This window comes from Pseudomonas sp. UM16, from assembly GCF_050312595.1.
In the GTDB taxonomy this organism is placed as follows: domain Bacteria; phylum Pseudomonadota; class Gammaproteobacteria; order Pseudomonadales; family Pseudomonadaceae; genus Aquipseudomonas.
In genome coordinates this window covers 155,202-171,488 of record NZ_JBNPJT010000008.1, presented here as the reverse complement: position 1 = coordinate 171,488, position 16,287 = coordinate 155,202, and the positions used below count along the sequence as shown (strand labels likewise).

General features: G+C 60.0%; 16 protein-coding genes. 7 read left to right on the top strand and 9 right to left on the bottom strand.

Going from position 1 to position 16,287, the window contains the following annotated elements:
- Position 1 precedes the first annotated feature (1 nt).
- Together ACQRAX_RS11730 and ACQRAX_RS11725 are read right to left on the bottom strand one after the other, a co-directional pair.
- Positions 2-1,255, bottom strand: coding sequence for an aromatic amino acid transport family protein (locus ACQRAX_RS11730; protein WP_412040263.1), 1,254 nt, complete (start codon positions 1,253-1,255; stop codon positions 2-4).
- 262 nt (positions 1,256-1,517) lie between these two features.
- On the bottom strand, positions 1,518-2,528 hold the full coding sequence (locus ACQRAX_RS11725; RefSeq protein ID WP_412040262.1) for a zinc-dependent alcohol dehydrogenase family protein: 1,011 nt from the start codon (positions 2,526-2,528) through the stop codon (positions 1,518-1,520).
- A gap of 143 nt (positions 2,529-2,671) precedes the next feature.
- Between ACQRAX_RS11725 and ACQRAX_RS11720 the strand changes: the two genes are divergently transcribed.
- The 3 genes from ACQRAX_RS11720 to ACQRAX_RS11710 all read left to right on the top strand — a co-directional run bounded on the left by ACQRAX_RS11720 (position 2,672) and on the right by ACQRAX_RS11710 (position 6,698).
- The gene (locus tag ACQRAX_RS11720) at positions 2,672-3,172 is read left to right on the top strand and encodes a sigma-70 family RNA polymerase sigma factor (RefSeq protein WP_412040261.1); all 501 of its coding nucleotides are present in this window, start codon (positions 2,672-2,674) and stop codon (positions 3,170-3,172) included.
- Positions 3,173-4,120: a FecR domain-containing protein gene (locus ACQRAX_RS11715; RefSeq protein WP_412040260.1), complete on the top strand. Its 948-nt coding sequence runs from the start codon at positions 3,173-3,175 to the stop codon at positions 4,118-4,120. It abuts the gene before it with no gap.
- Positions 4,121-4,226: 106 nt separating this feature from the next.
- Entirely contained in the window at positions 4,227-6,698 is a 2,472-nt protein-coding gene (locus tag ACQRAX_RS11710) for a TonB-dependent siderophore receptor (protein WP_412040259.1), read from the top strand.
- A 34-nt stretch (positions 6,699-6,732) separates the two neighbouring features.
- Here ACQRAX_RS11710 and ACQRAX_RS11705 read toward each other — a convergent pair whose 3' ends face one another.
- The 3 genes from ACQRAX_RS11705 to ACQRAX_RS11695 form a co-directional block, all read right to left on the bottom strand.
- Complete coding sequence (locus ACQRAX_RS11705; RefSeq protein ID WP_412040258.1) at positions 6,733-7,326, bottom strand: HAD family hydrolase; 594 nt, start codon at positions 7,324-7,326, stop codon at positions 6,733-6,735.
- Positions 7,323-8,192 (bottom strand): acyl-CoA thioesterase II, encoded by an 870-nt coding sequence (tesB, locus tag ACQRAX_RS11700; RefSeq protein WP_412040257.1) that lies wholly within the window; start codon positions 8,190-8,192, stop codon positions 7,323-7,325. Before tesB ends, ACQRAX_RS11705 begins: the two co-directional genes overlap by 4 nt.
- Positions 8,193-8,269: 77 nt before the next feature.
- On the bottom strand, positions 8,270-8,839 hold the full coding sequence (locus ACQRAX_RS11695; RefSeq protein ID WP_412040256.1) for a GNAT family N-acetyltransferase: 570 nt from the start codon (positions 8,837-8,839) through the stop codon (positions 8,270-8,272).
- Between the two features lie 189 nt (positions 8,840-9,028).
- Here ACQRAX_RS11695 and ACQRAX_RS11690 point away from each other — a divergent pair, with 189 nt between their 5' ends.
- The 3 genes from ACQRAX_RS11690 (at position 9,029) to ACQRAX_RS11680 (ending at position 12,118) form a co-directional block, all read left to right on the top strand.
- Positions 9,029-9,718: a histidine phosphatase family protein gene (locus tag ACQRAX_RS11690; RefSeq protein WP_412040329.1), complete on the top strand. Its 690-nt coding sequence runs from the start codon at positions 9,029-9,031 to the stop codon at positions 9,716-9,718.
- 101 nt (positions 9,719-9,819) lie between these two features.
- Positions 9,820-10,734 carry a histone deacetylase family protein gene (locus ACQRAX_RS11685; RefSeq protein ID WP_412040255.1) on the top strand — a complete coding sequence of 305 codons (915 nt, stop codon included), beginning with the start codon at positions 9,820-9,822 and terminating at the stop codon, positions 10,732-10,734.
- 148 nt (positions 10,735-10,882) lie between these two features.
- Entirely contained in the window at positions 10,883-12,118 is a 1,236-nt protein-coding gene (locus ACQRAX_RS11680; protein WP_412040254.1) for a TIGR03862 family flavoprotein, read from the top strand.
- A 73-nt stretch (positions 12,119-12,191) separates the two neighbouring features.
- Here ACQRAX_RS11680 and ACQRAX_RS11675 read toward each other — a convergent pair whose 3' ends face one another.
- Positions 12,192-13,523 carry a DEAD/DEAH box helicase gene (locus tag ACQRAX_RS11675; RefSeq protein ID WP_412040253.1) on the bottom strand — a complete coding sequence of 444 codons (1,332 nt, stop codon included), beginning with the start codon at positions 13,521-13,523 and terminating at the stop codon, positions 12,192-12,194.
- Between the two features lie 37 nt (positions 13,524-13,560).
- Positions 13,561-14,517 (bottom strand): drug/metabolite exporter YedA, encoded by a 957-nt coding sequence (gene yedA, locus ACQRAX_RS11670; protein WP_412040252.1) that lies wholly within the window; start codon positions 14,515-14,517, stop codon positions 13,561-13,563.
- Positions 14,518-14,669: 152 nt separating this feature from the next.
- On the opposite strand from yedA, the gene ACQRAX_RS11665 reads away from it, so the two are divergent.
- Positions 14,670-15,128 carry an Lrp/AsnC family transcriptional regulator gene (locus ACQRAX_RS11665; RefSeq protein ID WP_412040251.1) on the top strand — a complete coding sequence of 153 codons (459 nt, stop codon included), beginning with the start codon at positions 14,670-14,672 and terminating at the stop codon, positions 15,126-15,128.
- Here ACQRAX_RS11665 and ACQRAX_RS11660 read toward each other — a convergent pair.
- Both ACQRAX_RS11660 and ACQRAX_RS11655 read right to left on the bottom strand, forming a co-directional pair.
- The gene (locus ACQRAX_RS11660; RefSeq protein ID WP_412040250.1) at positions 15,125-15,727 is read right to left on the bottom strand and encodes a 3'-5' exonuclease; all 603 of its coding nucleotides are present in this window, start codon (positions 15,725-15,727) and stop codon (positions 15,125-15,127) included. The two genes, ACQRAX_RS11665 and ACQRAX_RS11660, sit on opposite strands and share 4 nt — an antisense overlap.
- Before the next feature lie 19 nt (positions 15,728-15,746).
- Positions 15,747-16,247: an NYN domain-containing protein gene (locus tag ACQRAX_RS11655; RefSeq protein ID WP_412040249.1), complete on the bottom strand. Its 501-nt coding sequence runs from the start codon at positions 16,245-16,247 to the stop codon at positions 15,747-15,749.
- Between the last annotated feature and the right edge of the window lie 40 nt (positions 16,248-16,287).

Below are 16,287 nucleotides of genomic sequence, written 5' to 3'. Positions count from 1 at the left end.
CTTACCAGCCGCCAGGCAACCAGCCCAAGGCACTGGCAATCGCATAGGCCATGCTGCACAGGTACAGAATCACCACCATTACTTGAATCAGCGGATGAGCGATCCAGCCACACTGCCAGGCCGGCACGATGTCGCCGTTCTTGCGTGCAGAGCGCAGCATCAGGATCGGCATGATCGACAGGATCACGCCACTGAACACGCCAGCAAAGTACAGCGCGTTGACGAAGCCGACCATGCCACTGTAGGCCAAGATGAACGGTGGTACGCAGACAATGCCCAGCACCAGCAAGCGGTTCTTCGGGTTGCTTTCCGAGCCCAGGCTTTTGAACTTGTCGAAGATGTTAGTCAGAAAGCTACCGCCCAAGCCCCAGTACGAGGTCATCATCGCGCACAGGGCAAAGGTGTTGGCGGTGTAGAACGCCCACTGGCCCAGGGCCTGGCCCCACGCCAGCGTGGCCACTTCGGTCTGGTTTTCCAGGCCGTTGAGGGCAATCACCGACATCGGCACGATGGCCAGCAGGATGAAGGTAATGACCATGCCGGTGATCACCGCCACAGGCAGGCGCTTGGGTGCATGGCTGAAACCACGGGCCATTTCCGGCACCACGTACTGCGCCGAGAAGCAGAATACGGCGATGTTGAACACCGGGATCATGTAGATCCAGCTACCCTCGAACAGGTTGCCGAAGTTGGTTTTTTCGTTGATCAGGGTTGCCGCAACCAACACCAGAGTCATCGAGACCATGCCGATGCTGATGAACTTCTCACCCTTGCCGATGGCCTTCAGGCCCAGGTACAGGACAAATGCCGCCGGCAGGAAGAACAGCAAACTGCCCAGCGCCGGGCTGATGCCAAAGAACTCGCTGAGGATCTTGCCGCTGCCGCTCATGTAGGCAGTCAGGGCACCGATGCTGTTGACCGCCACCGACAGGAAGATCGCCCAGGCACCGAAGGAGCCGACGTAACGTTGCGCCAGGCCACTCAACTGATGGTGGCTACGGGTACGCAAGGTGGTTTCCGAAACATAGAGCATAGAGATGGTGGTGAAGACGCCGGCCACCGCCAGCCATAGCAGCAGCGGCATATAACCGGCCAAACGGCTGGCATAGGCCATCGACAGCACGCCAGCACCAATGTTGGTGCCAACGATCATCGCCACGGCTTCAACGAAGGTCAGGCGTTTGACCTCCAGGCCCGACGATTCGGTAACGGACGCGTCAGCACCGCCCACGGCGGTGTTGGGGGTTGCACTCATGATCACACTCACTACGTATTTATATTTATTACCGGAAGCACCTGAAGCGATGCGTCACAGGCCCATTGGGCGCTGTGCCATGGACTATTCGAGCGGCGGGCAAAATATCACACAAGGTGTTCGAAATAACACCCAATGAAGGCGAAAGAATGTGATCTCGGGTTTCCGAAAAATTATTGAAAAGCAGAGAGTTAGCGATTTCCCGCGAGAGCGGACAGCGGTCAAGCCCGACCAAGGTCGGGCTGCCGCAGGGAGAGGTTGATCAGAATTCCAGGCAAATCTTGCCGAAATGCTGATTGCTTTCCTGATGGCGGAACGCGTCGCTGATCTGCTCCAAGGCGAAGGTTTTGTCGATCACCGGACGCAGGCCATTGGCATCGATTGCCCGCACCAACGCCTGCTGATGAGCCCGGCTACCGACCAACACACCTTGCAGGCGGATCTGGCGCACCAACGCCTGTATCAGCGGCAACTGGCCGGCAACCCCAGTGAGAATGCCGATCAGCGAGATGTGCCCACCAATCCGCGCAGCGATCATCGACTGCTCCAAGGTCGCTGGGCCACCCACCTCGATCACATGGTCAACACCTCGATTGCCCGTAAGCTGACGCACGGTTTCACCCCAGGCCGGGGTTTTCCGGTAGTTGATCAAATGATCGGCGCCCATGGCCTTGAGACGCTCAAGCTTCTCATCGCTGGACGAGGTAGCGATCACCGTAGCGCCGGCCAGCTTGGCAATTTGCAGGGCGAAGATCGACACACCACCGGTGCCTTGAACCAGCACGGTATCACCAGGCTTGAGCGAATCATCGGCCATCAGCGCCCGCCAGGCGGTGACGCCAGCGGTGGTCAGAGTCGCTGCCTCGGCATGGCTGTAACCCTTGGGGGCATGGGTAAAGGACGTGACGCGGGCGGTGACCTGCTCGCGAGCATAACCGTCGATTCCATCACCTGGGACCGTGGCAAAGCCTTCCACCTGCGCCTGGCCATCCAGCCAGTCTGGGAAGAAGGTGCTGACCACCGCATCACCCACGGCGAATTCAGTGACGCCCGCCCCCACCGCAGTCACCACGCCGGCACCGTCGGCCATAGGGATGCGCGACTCGCTCGGCCCCCAGATGCCACTGACGACGGCAAAGTCGTGATAGTTGAGGGAGTTGGCGTGCAGACGAACGGTAATCTCCCCCGCTTTCGGCGCTGGCGCTTCGTACGTGCCGACCTGAACCTTGTCGTAACCGCCGCCCGCCTGAACGTAAATGGCCTTGCTGGACATGAGCCTCTCCTGAACTGATCCGACCAATAGCAGGTCAGTCTTGGTCGAGCTTTAGCTGGGGTCAAGCAGCAGCGCTTGCGAAATATCCTGACAAACTACAATAATGCGACTAATTATCAGTTACTGCATTGGTCATGCCGTTCATGTCTGCTCCCGATCACGCTGCCCTGCATACGCTTTACAGCGAACACAACGGTTGGTTGAAGAACTGGCTGCGCGCCCGCCTGGGCAACGCCAGCGATGCCGCCGACCTTGCCCAGGACACCTTTATCCGGGTGCTGAGCGCGCGCAATGTCCACACCATTCGCGAACCTCGCAGCTATTTGGGCGCCATCGCCCATGCGCTGATGGTCGACAAATTTCGCCGCAAGGCGCTGGAGCAGGCTTACCTTGCCGAGCTGGCCAGCCGCCCGGAACGCCACGCCGATTCACCCGAAAGCCGTTTGCTGATCCTCGAAACCCTGGTGGCCGTGGATACCCTGCTCGACGGCCTGGGTGAACGCACCCGACAGATCTTTCTGGCCGTGCAACTCGAAGGCTTGAGTTATGTAGCGACTGCTGAGCGTCTTGGCATTTCGGTCACCACCGTCAAGAAGCATCTGATCCGTGCCATGACTCACTGCCTGCTGCTGACGGACGACTAAATGGCCCAGCCCCTGGATTACCACACCTTAGAAGCGGCGGCGACCTGGTACGTCCGCCTCAATGCCGCCCAGCCCAGCGACGCTCAATTGCGCGCCTGGCAGGATTGGCTGGGCAAGAACCAGGCCCACGCCCAAGCCTGGGCGCGGGTGGAGAAACTGCAGCGCCAGTTGGGCAACCTCCCCGCCGATGTCGCCCTGCCAACGCTAGCCGGTGTGCGCGCCCGCCGACGTGCAGTGCTCAAGACCCTGGCCATGCTCTTGGCCGTCGGCGCCAGCGGCTGGGCCGTGCACGACAGCAATCCAGCGCAAGCACTGATGGCCCAACTGCGTACCGGCAAAGGGCAACGACACCAGGTCAGGCTGAGCGACGGCAGTCAGCTGGAACTTAACGCCGACAGCGCGGTGGATATCCACTTTGACGGCGCGCAGCGGCAATTGCGGCTTTACCGCGGCGAAATCATGGTGCAGACCGCCAGCGATGGCGCCGGTCGACCATTCATGGTGCGTACCGCCGAAGGCGTGGTTCGCGCCCTGGGCACCCGCTTTAGCGTGCGCAGTGAAGAGGGCCTGAGCCGGGTCAGTGTGCTGCAGCACGCGGTGGAAATTCGCCCTGTGGATAAACCGCTGTCGATGCTGCGTCTGGATGCTGGGCAGTCGACCAGTTTTGACCGTCAGCAAATCGGCAACGCTCATGCCTTGGCGCCTGGCACTGGCGCCTGGACCCAGGGCATGTTGACGGTGATCGAGTGGCGGCTGGCCGATTTTGTCAGCGAACTGCGGCGCTATCGACCAGGCGTACTGCGCTGTGCCGAAGGCATCGCCGACTTGCGCCTGTCCGGTGCCTTTCGCATCGATGATACCGACACCATCCTGGAAAACCTCAGTGCCACGCAGCCCGTCAAGGTGAGCTACCTGACACGCTATTGGGTCAGCATTGAACCGGCCTGAACAATTTCCATAAAAGGGTTGCCGATTTTCATTCTCATTCGGCTACGCAGTTAAAGCAGCAAAAAACCAGCTGCCACTCTGCCCAGCCAATCGAAGGAAAACCTGCATGACCCGCATTTGCCCTCGGGCGCCCCGCCCTCTGGTTCGCGCCGTTCACCTGGCATTGTTCGGCCTGACCCTGGCACCGCTACCGATGCTGGCGTTGCTGCCAACACACGCCCAGGCACAGAGCGCCAGCAAAGATTTTCAGATTGCGCCTGGGGCATTGGGTACCAACCTGAGTCTGTTCGCCACCCGTGCCAACATCACCCTGTCGTTTGATGCGCGTCAAACCCAGGGCCGACAGTCGGCTGGACTGCAAGGCAATTACTCGGTGGAAGAGGGTCTGGCGCGCCTGCTCCAGGGCAGTGGCTTGCAAGCCCAACGCCAGAGCAATGGCGGCTATGTGCTGGTGCCGATCAGCAGCGACGGCACGGTGGAACTGGGCGCCACCAGCATCAATGGCCAATTTCTCGGCGAAACCACAGAAAACACCGGCTCCTACACCACTGCCGTGACCCGCACCGCCACCAAGCTGCCTCTGTCGATCCGTGAAACACCGCAGTCGGTCACCGTCGTCACCCGTCAATTGATGGACGACCAGGGCGCCCAGAGCATCTCCGATGTGTTGCGCAACACCCCCGGTATTTCCTCGCAAACCTATGACAGCGACCGTACCGAGTTCACCAGCCGCGGCCTGGTAATCACCAACTATCAGTACGATGGCGTCAACACCATCTATGACGGTGTGTATGACGAAGGCACCGCCCACGTCGACATGTCGATCTATGACCGGGTTGAAGTACTCAAAGGCGCGACCGGCCTGATGACCGGCTCCGGCGACCCTTCAGCGACGGTCAACCTGATCCGCAAGAAACCTACTGCGCAGTTCCAGGCCTCGCTCACCGGCAGTGCCGGCAGCTGGGACGATTACCGTGGCCAGGGCGATGTCTCTGGCCCGCTGAACAGTACCGGCACCCTGCGCGGACGCTTCGTTGGTGCGCAGCAAGACAAGCAGGGCTACCAGGACCACTACGAGCAAAAGAAAGAGGTGTACTACGGCATTCTCGAAGCCGACATCACCCCTGACACCCTACTGACTGTCGGTATCGATCAACAGAACACCACGCCACGCGGCACCTCCTGGACCGGTAACCCGGTGTACTACACCGATGGCGGTCGGACCGACTTCTCCCGCTCATTCAACCCTGGGGCTGACTGGAGTCGACGCGACTTTCAGAACCGTACCTACTTCGCCTCCCTGGAGCAGGCCCTGGCCAATGACTGGTCACTCAAGCTCAGCGTCAACCAATTGCAGAGCGACCATGACACCCGCCTGGCATCGGCCAGCGGCGGTGCCCCTGACCGTGACGGCAACGGCATGTATTTCTTCTGGGGTCGCTGGGAAGGCCATCGGGTTCAGAACACTGCCGACCTGAACCTTTCTGGCCCGTTCAGCCTGTTTGGCCGCGAGCATGATCTGGTAGTCGGCTATAACGCCTCGTATTCACGCCAGACCGGCGCCACCTGGGACACCAGCGAATTCGCCATGGTGCCGGGCAGTATCTTTGACTGGAAGGGCCACATCGGCGTCCCCGACTTCCCGAAGAACGGCAAGTATGAGCAAAAGAAAAGCCAGACTGGCGCCTATATTGCCACCCGCCTGCGTCCAACCGATGACCTTTCGGTGATCCTCGGCACCCGCGTCAGCACCTTCAAGTACGACGACAATTATGACTATGACGGCCTGAACCCACTGTTCCCGGACAGCCAGGCCAGTTACAAGCAACATGGTGTAGTCACGCCCTACGCCGGTGTCGTGTACGACCTCAACGATACCTACTCGGTGTACGCCAGCTACACCTCGATCTATCAACCGCAGAGCAATAAGGACAGTAATGGCAGCACGCTTGACCCGGTCGAAGGCGACAGCTACGAAACTGGTCTGAAAGCCGCCTACTTGGTGGGTAAGCTCAATGCCAGCCTGGCACTGTTCCGCACCGAACAAGACAATGTAGCGGAGCAGATCGGTACCAACCCGGCGACCAACGAAGGCATTTTCAAGGCCACCAGTGGGGCAACCACTGAAGGTGTGGAGCTGGAACTGAGCGGTGAGTTGCAGGAAGGCTGGAACCTGTCGGCTGGCTACACCTACGCCCGCACCCGCGATGCCGACGAACAGCGCATGTACGGGTTCCCGATGAGCACCAGCAAGCCTGAACATCTGGTACGGGTGTTCACCACTTATCGCCTGCCAGGGGTAATGGACAAGGTCACCGTCGGTGGCGGGGTGAATTGGCAGAGCGCGTTCTACGGCAAGATCTATAACCGATCAGTCAACGACTACACCTTTATCAAACAAGGCGGCTACACCCTGGTCGACCTGATGAGCCGCTACCAGTACAACGAACATCTGAGCTTTACCGTCAACGCCAACAACGTGTTCGACAAACGCTACCTATCCGGGCTGGGTAACTTCGACACCACCTATTACGGCGAGCCGCGCAATATGATGTTGACCACGCGCTGGGATTTCTGAGAAGTGATCGCGGGCCTGTCCCGCGATTACCCACTCACTGGTTAAGCAATCCCTGCAACGCCCGGCAATCCGCCGCATGCCAGTCGGTCAACTCCGGCCAGGGGTTGTCCGGCAGGTTGACCAGGATAGTTCTGGCACCTGCCGCGCGACCGCAATCAAGGTCAAAGCGATAGTCACCGACCATGACCATCGCACTCGGCCTCACATCCCAGGCATCGGCCAGCTTCAACAAGCCACCGGGGTGCGGTTTTGGCGGCGCTTCATCACGCCCCAGCACGTACGCCTCGGCAAAGCAGTCAGCCAGGCCAATCGCCTCCAGCGTCACATGCGCCAATTCCCGCGCATTACGGGTAAGGATGCCTAACTGGCAGCCACGCCCAGCCAGCTCGTGAACCAACGCCACAGCACCGACTGCCGCCTGCGAGCCGATCGCCAGGTCACGTTCGTGCTCCAGCAACCAGGCGTGCTTGGCCGCCGCTTCAGCAGCGGGCAAGGCGGCCAGGTGAGTGAGGATGTCATCAGCCGGTGGAATTTCCAGAGCCTCACGAATCGCCGCGAAATCATGCACGGCCACGGTCAAGGTGCCATCCATGTCGAACACCCAATGACGGATATCGTTGAGGTTCATGCCCAGTCCTTGCGATGACGAATCAACCCTTCCTGGCAGGATGAAGCCACCAACTGCCCGGCCTGGTTGTAGATGTTGCCGCGGGAGAATCCACGTGCATTACCCGCCCAAGGGCTGTCCATGGCATACAGCAGCCACTCGTCAGCGCGCAGATTGCCGTGGAACCACAGTGCATGGTCAAGGCTGGCGATCTGCATGTCTCTCTGCCATACCGATTTGCCATGGGGCAGTAACGAGGTGGTCAACAGGCCGAAGTCCGAGGCGTAGGCAAGCATGTACTTGTGCAGCGCCGGTACGTCCGGCAGGGTGCCATCGGCCCGGAACCAGATGTACTTCACCGGATCACCCGGCTTGGGATCGAATGGATCTTCTTCGGTAACCGGGCGCATCTCGATCGGTTTGGCGCAGAGCATCTTGTCGCGGATAGCCTCAGGCAGGCGATCAGCCATGCGCTGGAACAACTCCACTTCCGACGGCAGGTTTTCCGGCCCCACCACCGTCGGCATCTGCGTCTGATGCTGGTAACCTTCTTCGTCGTACTGGAACGAAGCGCTGCAGGTAAAGATCGGTTGTCCCTTCTGGATCGCCGTCACCCGCCGGGTGCTGAAACTGCCCCCGTCGCGAACCCGGTCAACCGAGTAAACCACTGGCATCGCCGCATCACCCGGGCGCAGGAAATAACCGTGCAATGAATGCACGTGGCGCGCTTCCTCGACCGTCTGGCTGGCAGCCGACAACGACTGACCCAGCACCTGGCCGCCATACAACTGACGAAAACCCAGGTCCTGACTGCGTCCGCGGAACAGATTTTCCTCGATGGCTTCCAGACTCAGCAGGTCAACCAGATCGTCCAACACGTGGCTCATTCAAGATTCTCCAAAGCAATGCGCAACTGCGACAAATGATACAGGGTTTGTCATAGCGCACCCGTATGTCATGCAATTCAGCCGCGCAGGGTCTGTTGCCACTGGGCCCGGTTGATGCGGTACAGGACATGCGGACGCAGCGGGTGAAACTCGGGCAGTTTCGGGTGCAAAAAGCTGCCGGCCACGTCCTGCTGCATGCCAATGGCTTGCATGACTTTCTGAGACGGTAGATTACTTTCGGTGGTGAACGACACCACCTGCTCGAGCCCCAATTGGGCGAAAGCGCAGCGCAAGCTGGTCCAGGCCGCCTCGCTGGCGAAACCCAAGCCCCAATGACGACGGGCCAGACGCCAGCCGATTTCTACCGCCGGGGTGAAATCGGCGTCGAAATTGACGTTGAGCAAACCGGTCATGCCAATGAAGGCGCCGCTGTCTTTGCGCTCTAACGCCCACAGTCCAAAACCGTACTCATTGAAATGACCACGGATACGACCGATCAGGGCTGCGCTTTCCAGGCGGGTCAGGGGGGCGGGGAAATAGCGCATCACGTGTGGATCGGCGCACAGGGCGGCGAATTCGCCGAGGTCGTCATCCTGCCATTGGCGCAGTACCAGGCGGGCGCTTTCCAGTTCAAATATGGGGGTCATTGCCTGCTCCTCGACACATCCCCTGCAGTTTATAGCGTAGGCACCTGCAGAAAAATCGCGATTCAAACAGGTAAAGACTTTTTTCACATTCGCTTCACCTGCTCTGCACAGGCCACGTTCTAAAGTGCCGCCATTCTCATGGCAGCCATCGTCCTGGTTGCTACCCGATCCAATTACCCGTACGGAGTATTGTTGTTGCCAAACACCGCTGAGAACCTCGTTCTGTCCCCCGCCAAACGACGACGTTTATCCCCATTCAAAACGCTGTGCATCGGGCTGAGTGTGATGCTTGCACTCGCCACCCTCAGCGCCTGGGCATCAACGAGAACACATATCGTGGACTTGAGCAGAGACAATCGAATGTACAGCAGCGGCGTGTACCGTGAATGGTCCAAGGGCAAGGTGATCGTGCTGATCCGTCATGCCGAGCGCTGTGACCGTTCAAGCAATAGCTGTCTCAGCGACCCGAGCGGCATCACGGTGGCGGGCAGTCAGGTTGCTACAGACGTCGGAGACGGCCTGCACCATCTAGGGCTGGGCGATGCAGATGTGCTAAGCAGCCCACAAGTAAGGACCCGCCAAACGGCGCACTATATCTTTGGCAAAGCCATTAAAAGTGAAGAGTGGGTACAACAATGCGACGAGGGCTTCGCCGAATCGGCCCTGGCGCATAAAGCGACCAATCACAATCTGGTGCTGGTCACCCATAGTGGTTGCATTGACCACCTGGAGCGTCAGCTGAATGTGCCCGGTGGTCAGCGCTCCAGCGACTATGCCAGCGCTTTGTTCGTCTCGGTCGCTGCCGATGGAAAGCCGAGAATTCTCGGCAAAATGAACGCCGACCAATGGCAAAGGCTACTAAATAGCGCAAACCGTTGAGTAGTTGTACCAGCGACTCGACACCATCAAACAACTCATAAAGTAGCGCAACGGCGCCAGCAACTGGCAAGATCAGCCTCTGTCCAGTTCAAGAATTTGTCATGCCGCTGCCGCTGATCTACCACGACGACTACAGCCCGGAATTCCCCGCTGAGCACCGTTTTCCGATGGACAAGTTCCGCCTGCTGCGCGACCACCTGGTCGACAGCGGCTTGACCTGCGAGCAGGCGCTGCTGCGCCCGGAAATCTGCCCCAATGACATCCTCGCCTTGGCCCATGACCGCGATTACATCGAACGCTACATGCATGGCGAGTTGTCCCGCGAAGACCAGCGGCGCCTCGGTCTGCCCTGGAGCGAAGCGCTGGCGCGGCGTACCGTGCGGGCAGTGGGCGGCTCGCTGCTGGCAGCGGAACAGGCCCTGGAACATGGCATTGCCTGTCACCTGGCCGGTGGCACTCACCATGCTCACTACGACCACCCGGCCGGCTTTTGCATCTTCAACGACCTGGCCGTGATCAGCCATTACCTGCTGGAAGCCGGGCGGGTGCACAAGGTGTTGATCTTCGACTGCGATGTACACCAAGGCGATGGCACCGCGCGAATTCTCCATGACACGCAAGATGCCATTACCGTGTCCTTGCACTGCGAGCAGAACTTCCCGGCGCGCAAGGCCCAGAGCGACTGGGATATTCCGTTGCCACGGGGCATGGGTGACCAGGCCTACCTGAAAGTCGTGGAAGACGCGCTCAATTACTTGTTGCCATTATACCGTCCGGACCTGGTGCTCTATGACGCTGGCGTCGATGTACACAAGGACGATGCCCTTGGCTATTTACAGCTGACCGATGAAGGCCTCGCCGCCCGTGACGAGCAGGTGCTGCGCCAATGCCTGGGCCGCGATATTCCGGTGGTCGGGGTAATTGGTGGCGGTTACAGCAAGGACCGCCAGGCCTTGGCACGTCGTCATGGCATTCTCCATCACAGCGCCAGCCGGGTCTTGGGTTACTCACAATGACTGTGGAGCCGCCTGTGGATAACCTGAGCGAAAGCCATTCAAACCCTTAGCCCGCTTGGGCTTGAGGCGACTGTACGTTTTTTGCTCAGTGTTTCCGCCTGCCCTGCTGAGGTAGAATGCCGGCTCTTTTCCCAGCTTGCAGCCGACCATGACCGACACCCGCGCCACCAACCGCCCACACGTTGCCATTATCGGAGGCGGGCCGGCCGGGTTGATGGCCGCCGAAGTGCTCGGTCAGGCCGGGGTCGCCGTCGATCTCTACGACGCTATGCCTTCGGTGGGGCGCAAATTCCTCCTGGCGGGCGTCGGTGGCATGAACATCACCCACTCCGAACCTTACCCGGCGTTCATTTCCCGTTACGCCGAACGCTGCGGCGAAATTGCCGCGCTGCTCGAAGGCTTCGACGCTGATGCGCTGCGTCAGTGGATTCACGACCTAGGCATCGAGACATTTGTCGGCAGCTCTGGCCGGGTTTTCCCCCGCGACATGAAAGCCGCCCCGCTGCTGCGTGCCTGGCTCAAGCGCCTGCGCGACAACGGGGTAGTTATCCACACCCGTCATCGTTGGTTGGGCTGGAACAGCGACGGCAGCTTGCGGCTGGCTTATCCACAAGGTGAATTGGCGCTCACGCCAACCGCCACAGTCCTGGCCCTCGGTGGCGGTAGCTGGGCGCGCCTGGGTTCCGATGCCGCGTGGCTACCATGGCTTGTGGATAAAGGCGTGCAGGTCGCGCCGTTACAGGCCGCCAACAGTGGCTTTGAGGTGCGCGCCTGGAGCGATTTGCTCAAGGAAAAATTCGCCGGTTCGCCGCTGAAAAACATCGCCCTCAGCCTTGCTGGACAGACGCCGCGCCTGGGTGAGTGCATTGTCACTGCCCAAGGGTTGGAAGGAAGTCTGGTGTATGCCTGGTCGGCGCAGATTCGTGAAACGATCAACCGTGCAGGCTGTGCCACTGTGCTACTCGACCTATTGCCCAATCGCACTGTGGATAACATTCAAACGGCCTTGGCAAAGCCACGCGGCTCCCGCTCGATGGCCAAGCACCTGCACAGCCAATTGGGTCTGGATGGCGTCAAGGCGGCATTGCTGCGCGAATTGATCGATGCGCAGTGCTTTGCCGATCCGGGGCGACTGGCCCAGGCGATCAAAGCCTTGCCGATTGTGCTGGTGCGCCCACGCCCGCTGGATGAAGCGATCAGCAGCGCTGGCGGCGTGGTGTTCGAAGCGCTGGATGAGCACCTGATGCTCAAGCAACTTCCGGGGGTGTTTGGCGCCGGGGAAATGCTCGACTGGGAGGCACCGACAGGCGGCTATCTGCTGACGGCGTGTTTTGCCAGTGGACGTAAGGCGGGGCTTGGGGTTCTGGACTGGCTGAAAAACTAAGGGAAGCCAGCTCCCAGTATTCCCTGTAGGAGCCGGCCTTGCCAGCGATGGGCCGCGAGGCGGCCCTAGGCGCTCAAGGCTTGCGCTTGCGCGGCCCAGTATTAAAGGTTGGCACCTTGCGCACCGGCTTGGCCGCAGGCGCTGCCGCGGGTGTGTCGCCGCTGTCCATCCAGCGCCCCAGGCTACGCTTGCTGCTGCTTTCCTTGGGCTTTTTCGGTTTCTTCGGCTTCTTCAGCACCTGACCACTGGCATCGGTCATCGGCACTTTGTGATCAGGGACGAAGTCCGGTTCTTCGTGACGCGGCAAGGTTTTGCGGGTCAGCGTCTCGATCGCCGACAGCAACTGCACTTCATCAGCGCACACCAGTGAGATCGCCTCACCGGTATTGCCCTTGCGGCCGGTACGACCGATACGGTGGATGTAGTCTTCGGCGACTATCGGCAGGTCAAAATTGACCACCAATGGCAAGTCGTCAATGTCCAAGCCACGCGCCGCCACGTCGGTGGCCACCAGAATCTGGATTTCACGCGCCTTGAAACTGTCCAGAGCACGCTGACGAGTGGCCTGGGGCTTGTCGCCATGGATGCCGTCGGCATTCACGCCTTGGCCGCGCAGGCGCTCAACCAGTTGATCGACACCGTTACGGGTCTTGGCAAACACCAACACCTGCTTCCAGCGCTGTTTGCGCAGCAGATGGCTGAACAGCTCCGGCTTGCGCTTCTTGTCCACCGGGACGATCCATTGCTTGACCGTACTGGCGGTGACATTGCGCGGACTGACTTCAATGCTCAACGGGTCATTCAGGGTCTGCCCGGCAAGTTGGCGGATCTCGTCAGAGAACGTCGCCGAGAACAACAAGGTTTGCCGCCGAACTGGCAACGCGGCATACACCGCGCGCAGCTCTTCGGCAAAGCCCAGGTCGAGCATGCGATCGGCTTCGTCGAGCACCAAAGCCTGGAGCTGATTGAACTTCACCGCATTCTGGCGGAACAGGTCGAGCAGGCGCCCTGGTGTCGCCACCAGCAGGTCAATACCCTTGCGCAGCTTCATCATCTGCGGGTTGATACTGACCCCACCGTAGACCGCGTAGGTACTCAGCGGCAGGTGTTCGGCATATTCGCAGATGTTGCTGTGGACCTGTTCGGCCAATTCACGGGTCGGCACCAGGACCAGAGCGCGCACCGAGTTGCTGGCAACCTTGGCCCCTTCCAGGGTCAGACGTTGCAACAGCGGCAAGGCGAAGCCTGCGGTCTTGCCAGTACCGGTCTGGGCCGCGGCCATCAGGTCACGCCCGGCCAATACGGCAGGAATGGCCTGGGCCTGGACCGGCGTCGGGGTGTTGTAGTCCAGGCGCTCAAGCGCGCGCAGCAAAGGTTCAATCAGGCCAAGTTTGGCGAATGTCATGGCAATACCGTCAGGGGAATTCAGCAATGGCGGCAGTTTACCTTGTTCCGCCAGCACCTTCCTGACAAACCGCTGCTTCGCTCACTTGCGCTTGCGACTTGCTGACCACTGTCGTCGGCTTGCGCCACTGCGGTAGACCGATCAACACCACCGCGCCAATGATCACAGCCATGGCCACACATTCCTCAAAGCCGATCTGTTCGCCGGCAAACAGGATCCCCAGCAACACCGCCACCGCCGGGTTGACATAGGCATAGCTGGTGGCTGCCGCTGGACGCACATGCTTGAGCAGGTACATATAGGCGCTGAAGGCCAGGATCGACCCGAACACCACCAGGTAGGCCAACGCCCCCCAGCCAGCCGCCGTAGGCATCTGAGTCATGCGTTCACCGCTCAAGGCACTGCCCAGCAATAAGACGCCACCCCCCACCAGCATCTCTGCGGCACTGGCCATAGGCCCTTGGGGCAGCGGCAGGCTTTTGCTCCAGACCGAGCCAAACGCCCACGAAGCGGCAGCAAACAGGATCAACGCGGCGCCCATGGGGCTGGCCTGTAGGTTTGAACCCAGGTTGAGCATGGCGATACCGATCAGCCCGAGCAAGATCCCGGCCCATTCCAGGCGCGTGTTGCGCTGGCCCCAGAACAAGCCGAACACCAGAGTAAACAGCGGCACCGTGGCCACCGCCAGAGCGGCCACCCCGGAGGCAACGCCTGCATGTTCGGCCAGGGTCACGCCCCCATTGCCACAACTGAGCAACAGCACACCAATCACCCCGGCTGCACGCCATTGTGGCCAGGTCGGTGCTGGCACCCCGCGCCAGCGCAGGAAGCCATACAGCAGCGTCCCGGCAATCAAAAAGCGCACGCCCGCCATCAGCAGTGGCGGCCAGGACTCGACGCCAATGCGAATAACCAGGTAGGTCGAACCCCAGACCAGGTACAGCGCGAGGAAGGCGCCGATCAATACCAAGGGAAAGCGACGAGGGGCAGACATGGGAGGCTCGAATTCTGTTGAGGGGAGGTTTAGTTTAGAAAGGCAGGTGCGTAAACATAAGTTACAAAACCTGTTTAAATGAACCGTACACTTTTGAAAGCATGGTTCTACTGGCCTTTGACCTTTGATTCAACACAGCGCTTAGGAATGCCATGGACAAGTACGATCGAATACTGCTCAGCGCTCTGCTGGAAAACGGCCGCGCCTCTTTTGCCGAGCTTGCACGCAAGGTCAACCTGTCTGCGCCAGCGGTCGCCGAACGAGTGGCCAAACTTGAGGCCAGTGGTGTGATCACCGGCTACCAGGCCAAGGTCGATCTAGAGAAAATCGGCTTGCCGATCCAGTGCGTCATTGAACTGCGCCTGGCCAGTCATGGTAATCAGCAGACCTACGAAGAGCTCACGCAAATCCCGCAACTGACCGAATGCCACCGAGTCACTGGCGATCCTTGCGTGATCATGAAGGCCGCCGTGAGCTCAATGCCGGAGCTGGAAGCGTTGATCAACCGCGTTGCCCAATTCGGCTTCAGCAAGACCTCGATCATTCTTTCCAGCGCGGTGGAGCAGCGCTTGCCGCTGGGCCATCTGGAGCACACCGGCAAGAAGCCCTAGCGGTAGGTTTTCAGTGCGTCAGCGACTTTAGCTGCTGGGACTTTCTGCAGGCTGCAGAATAACTGGTGAGACACCGCATTGACGCCTTGCGCACGCAACTGCCCGGCCAGGTGCTGGGCGAGGTTGGCAGCCATTTCCGCATCCACCATGGCCCGGTGCGTGGTGCCGGTGTCTGGCAAGCCAGCCCAGCGGGTCAGGGTGCCAAGCTTGTGGTTGGGTGCTGCCGGCATCAAACGTCGCGCCAACAACATCGAACAGGCAAAGCGTTGATTGCGACTGCGGCCGATCTGCGCCAGCTCGTAATCCCAGAACTTCTGGTCGAACGAAGCGTTGTGCGCCAGCATCGGTGTATCACCGACGAACTCGGCGACTTCGTTCATCACTCGGGCAATCGGCGGAGCGCTGCGCAGCATGGCCGTGGTGATCCCGGTCAGACTGGCAACAAAGGCCGGCACTGGCAGCCCGGCATTCATCAGGCTCTGGTAGCGTTCGACAATGCGCCCACGTTCAAGCATGACCACTGCCACTTCAGTGGCGCGGCAATTGGCACCGGGTGAAATGCCCGTGGTTTCAAAGTCGATGACAGCGATACGTTCCAAAACAAAACCTCAGTAAAACCTAGTGCCTGAGCAACAGGCCGCCCTCGATGGGCACATAACGACTGGCAGCGCGAATCAACGAGTTGGCGGTCAGCCCAGGGACGCCATAGGCGACGGCTTCGATGCCGTGACGACTGATCACCCGTTCCAGCAGCAAGTCGAAATCACCGTCGCCGGATGCCAGCACCACTTCGTCGACCCGTGCCGCGGCATCGATCACGTCAAGGGTGATGCCCACATCCCAATCGCCCTTGGCTGAGCCATCGCTGCGTTGAATGTAAGGTTTGAGTTTGACGGTGAAACCGAGGTTACGCAGGATCTGCTGAAACTGCTGCTGCTTGCTGTCGCCGCGGTCGATGGCGTAGGCCACCGCCTCGACGATCTGCCCATGTTGGCTGATGTCAGCCCACAGCGCGGCATAATTGAAATGACAGCCATAGGCCTGGCGCACGGTGTAGTAGAGGTTCTGCACATCGGCGAACACCGCAATCTTCTTCACCGTCTTTCCTCGTGGCGCCATTGCGCGGTTGCCGGCCTCCGCACACCGGGGCCGTTTCGGC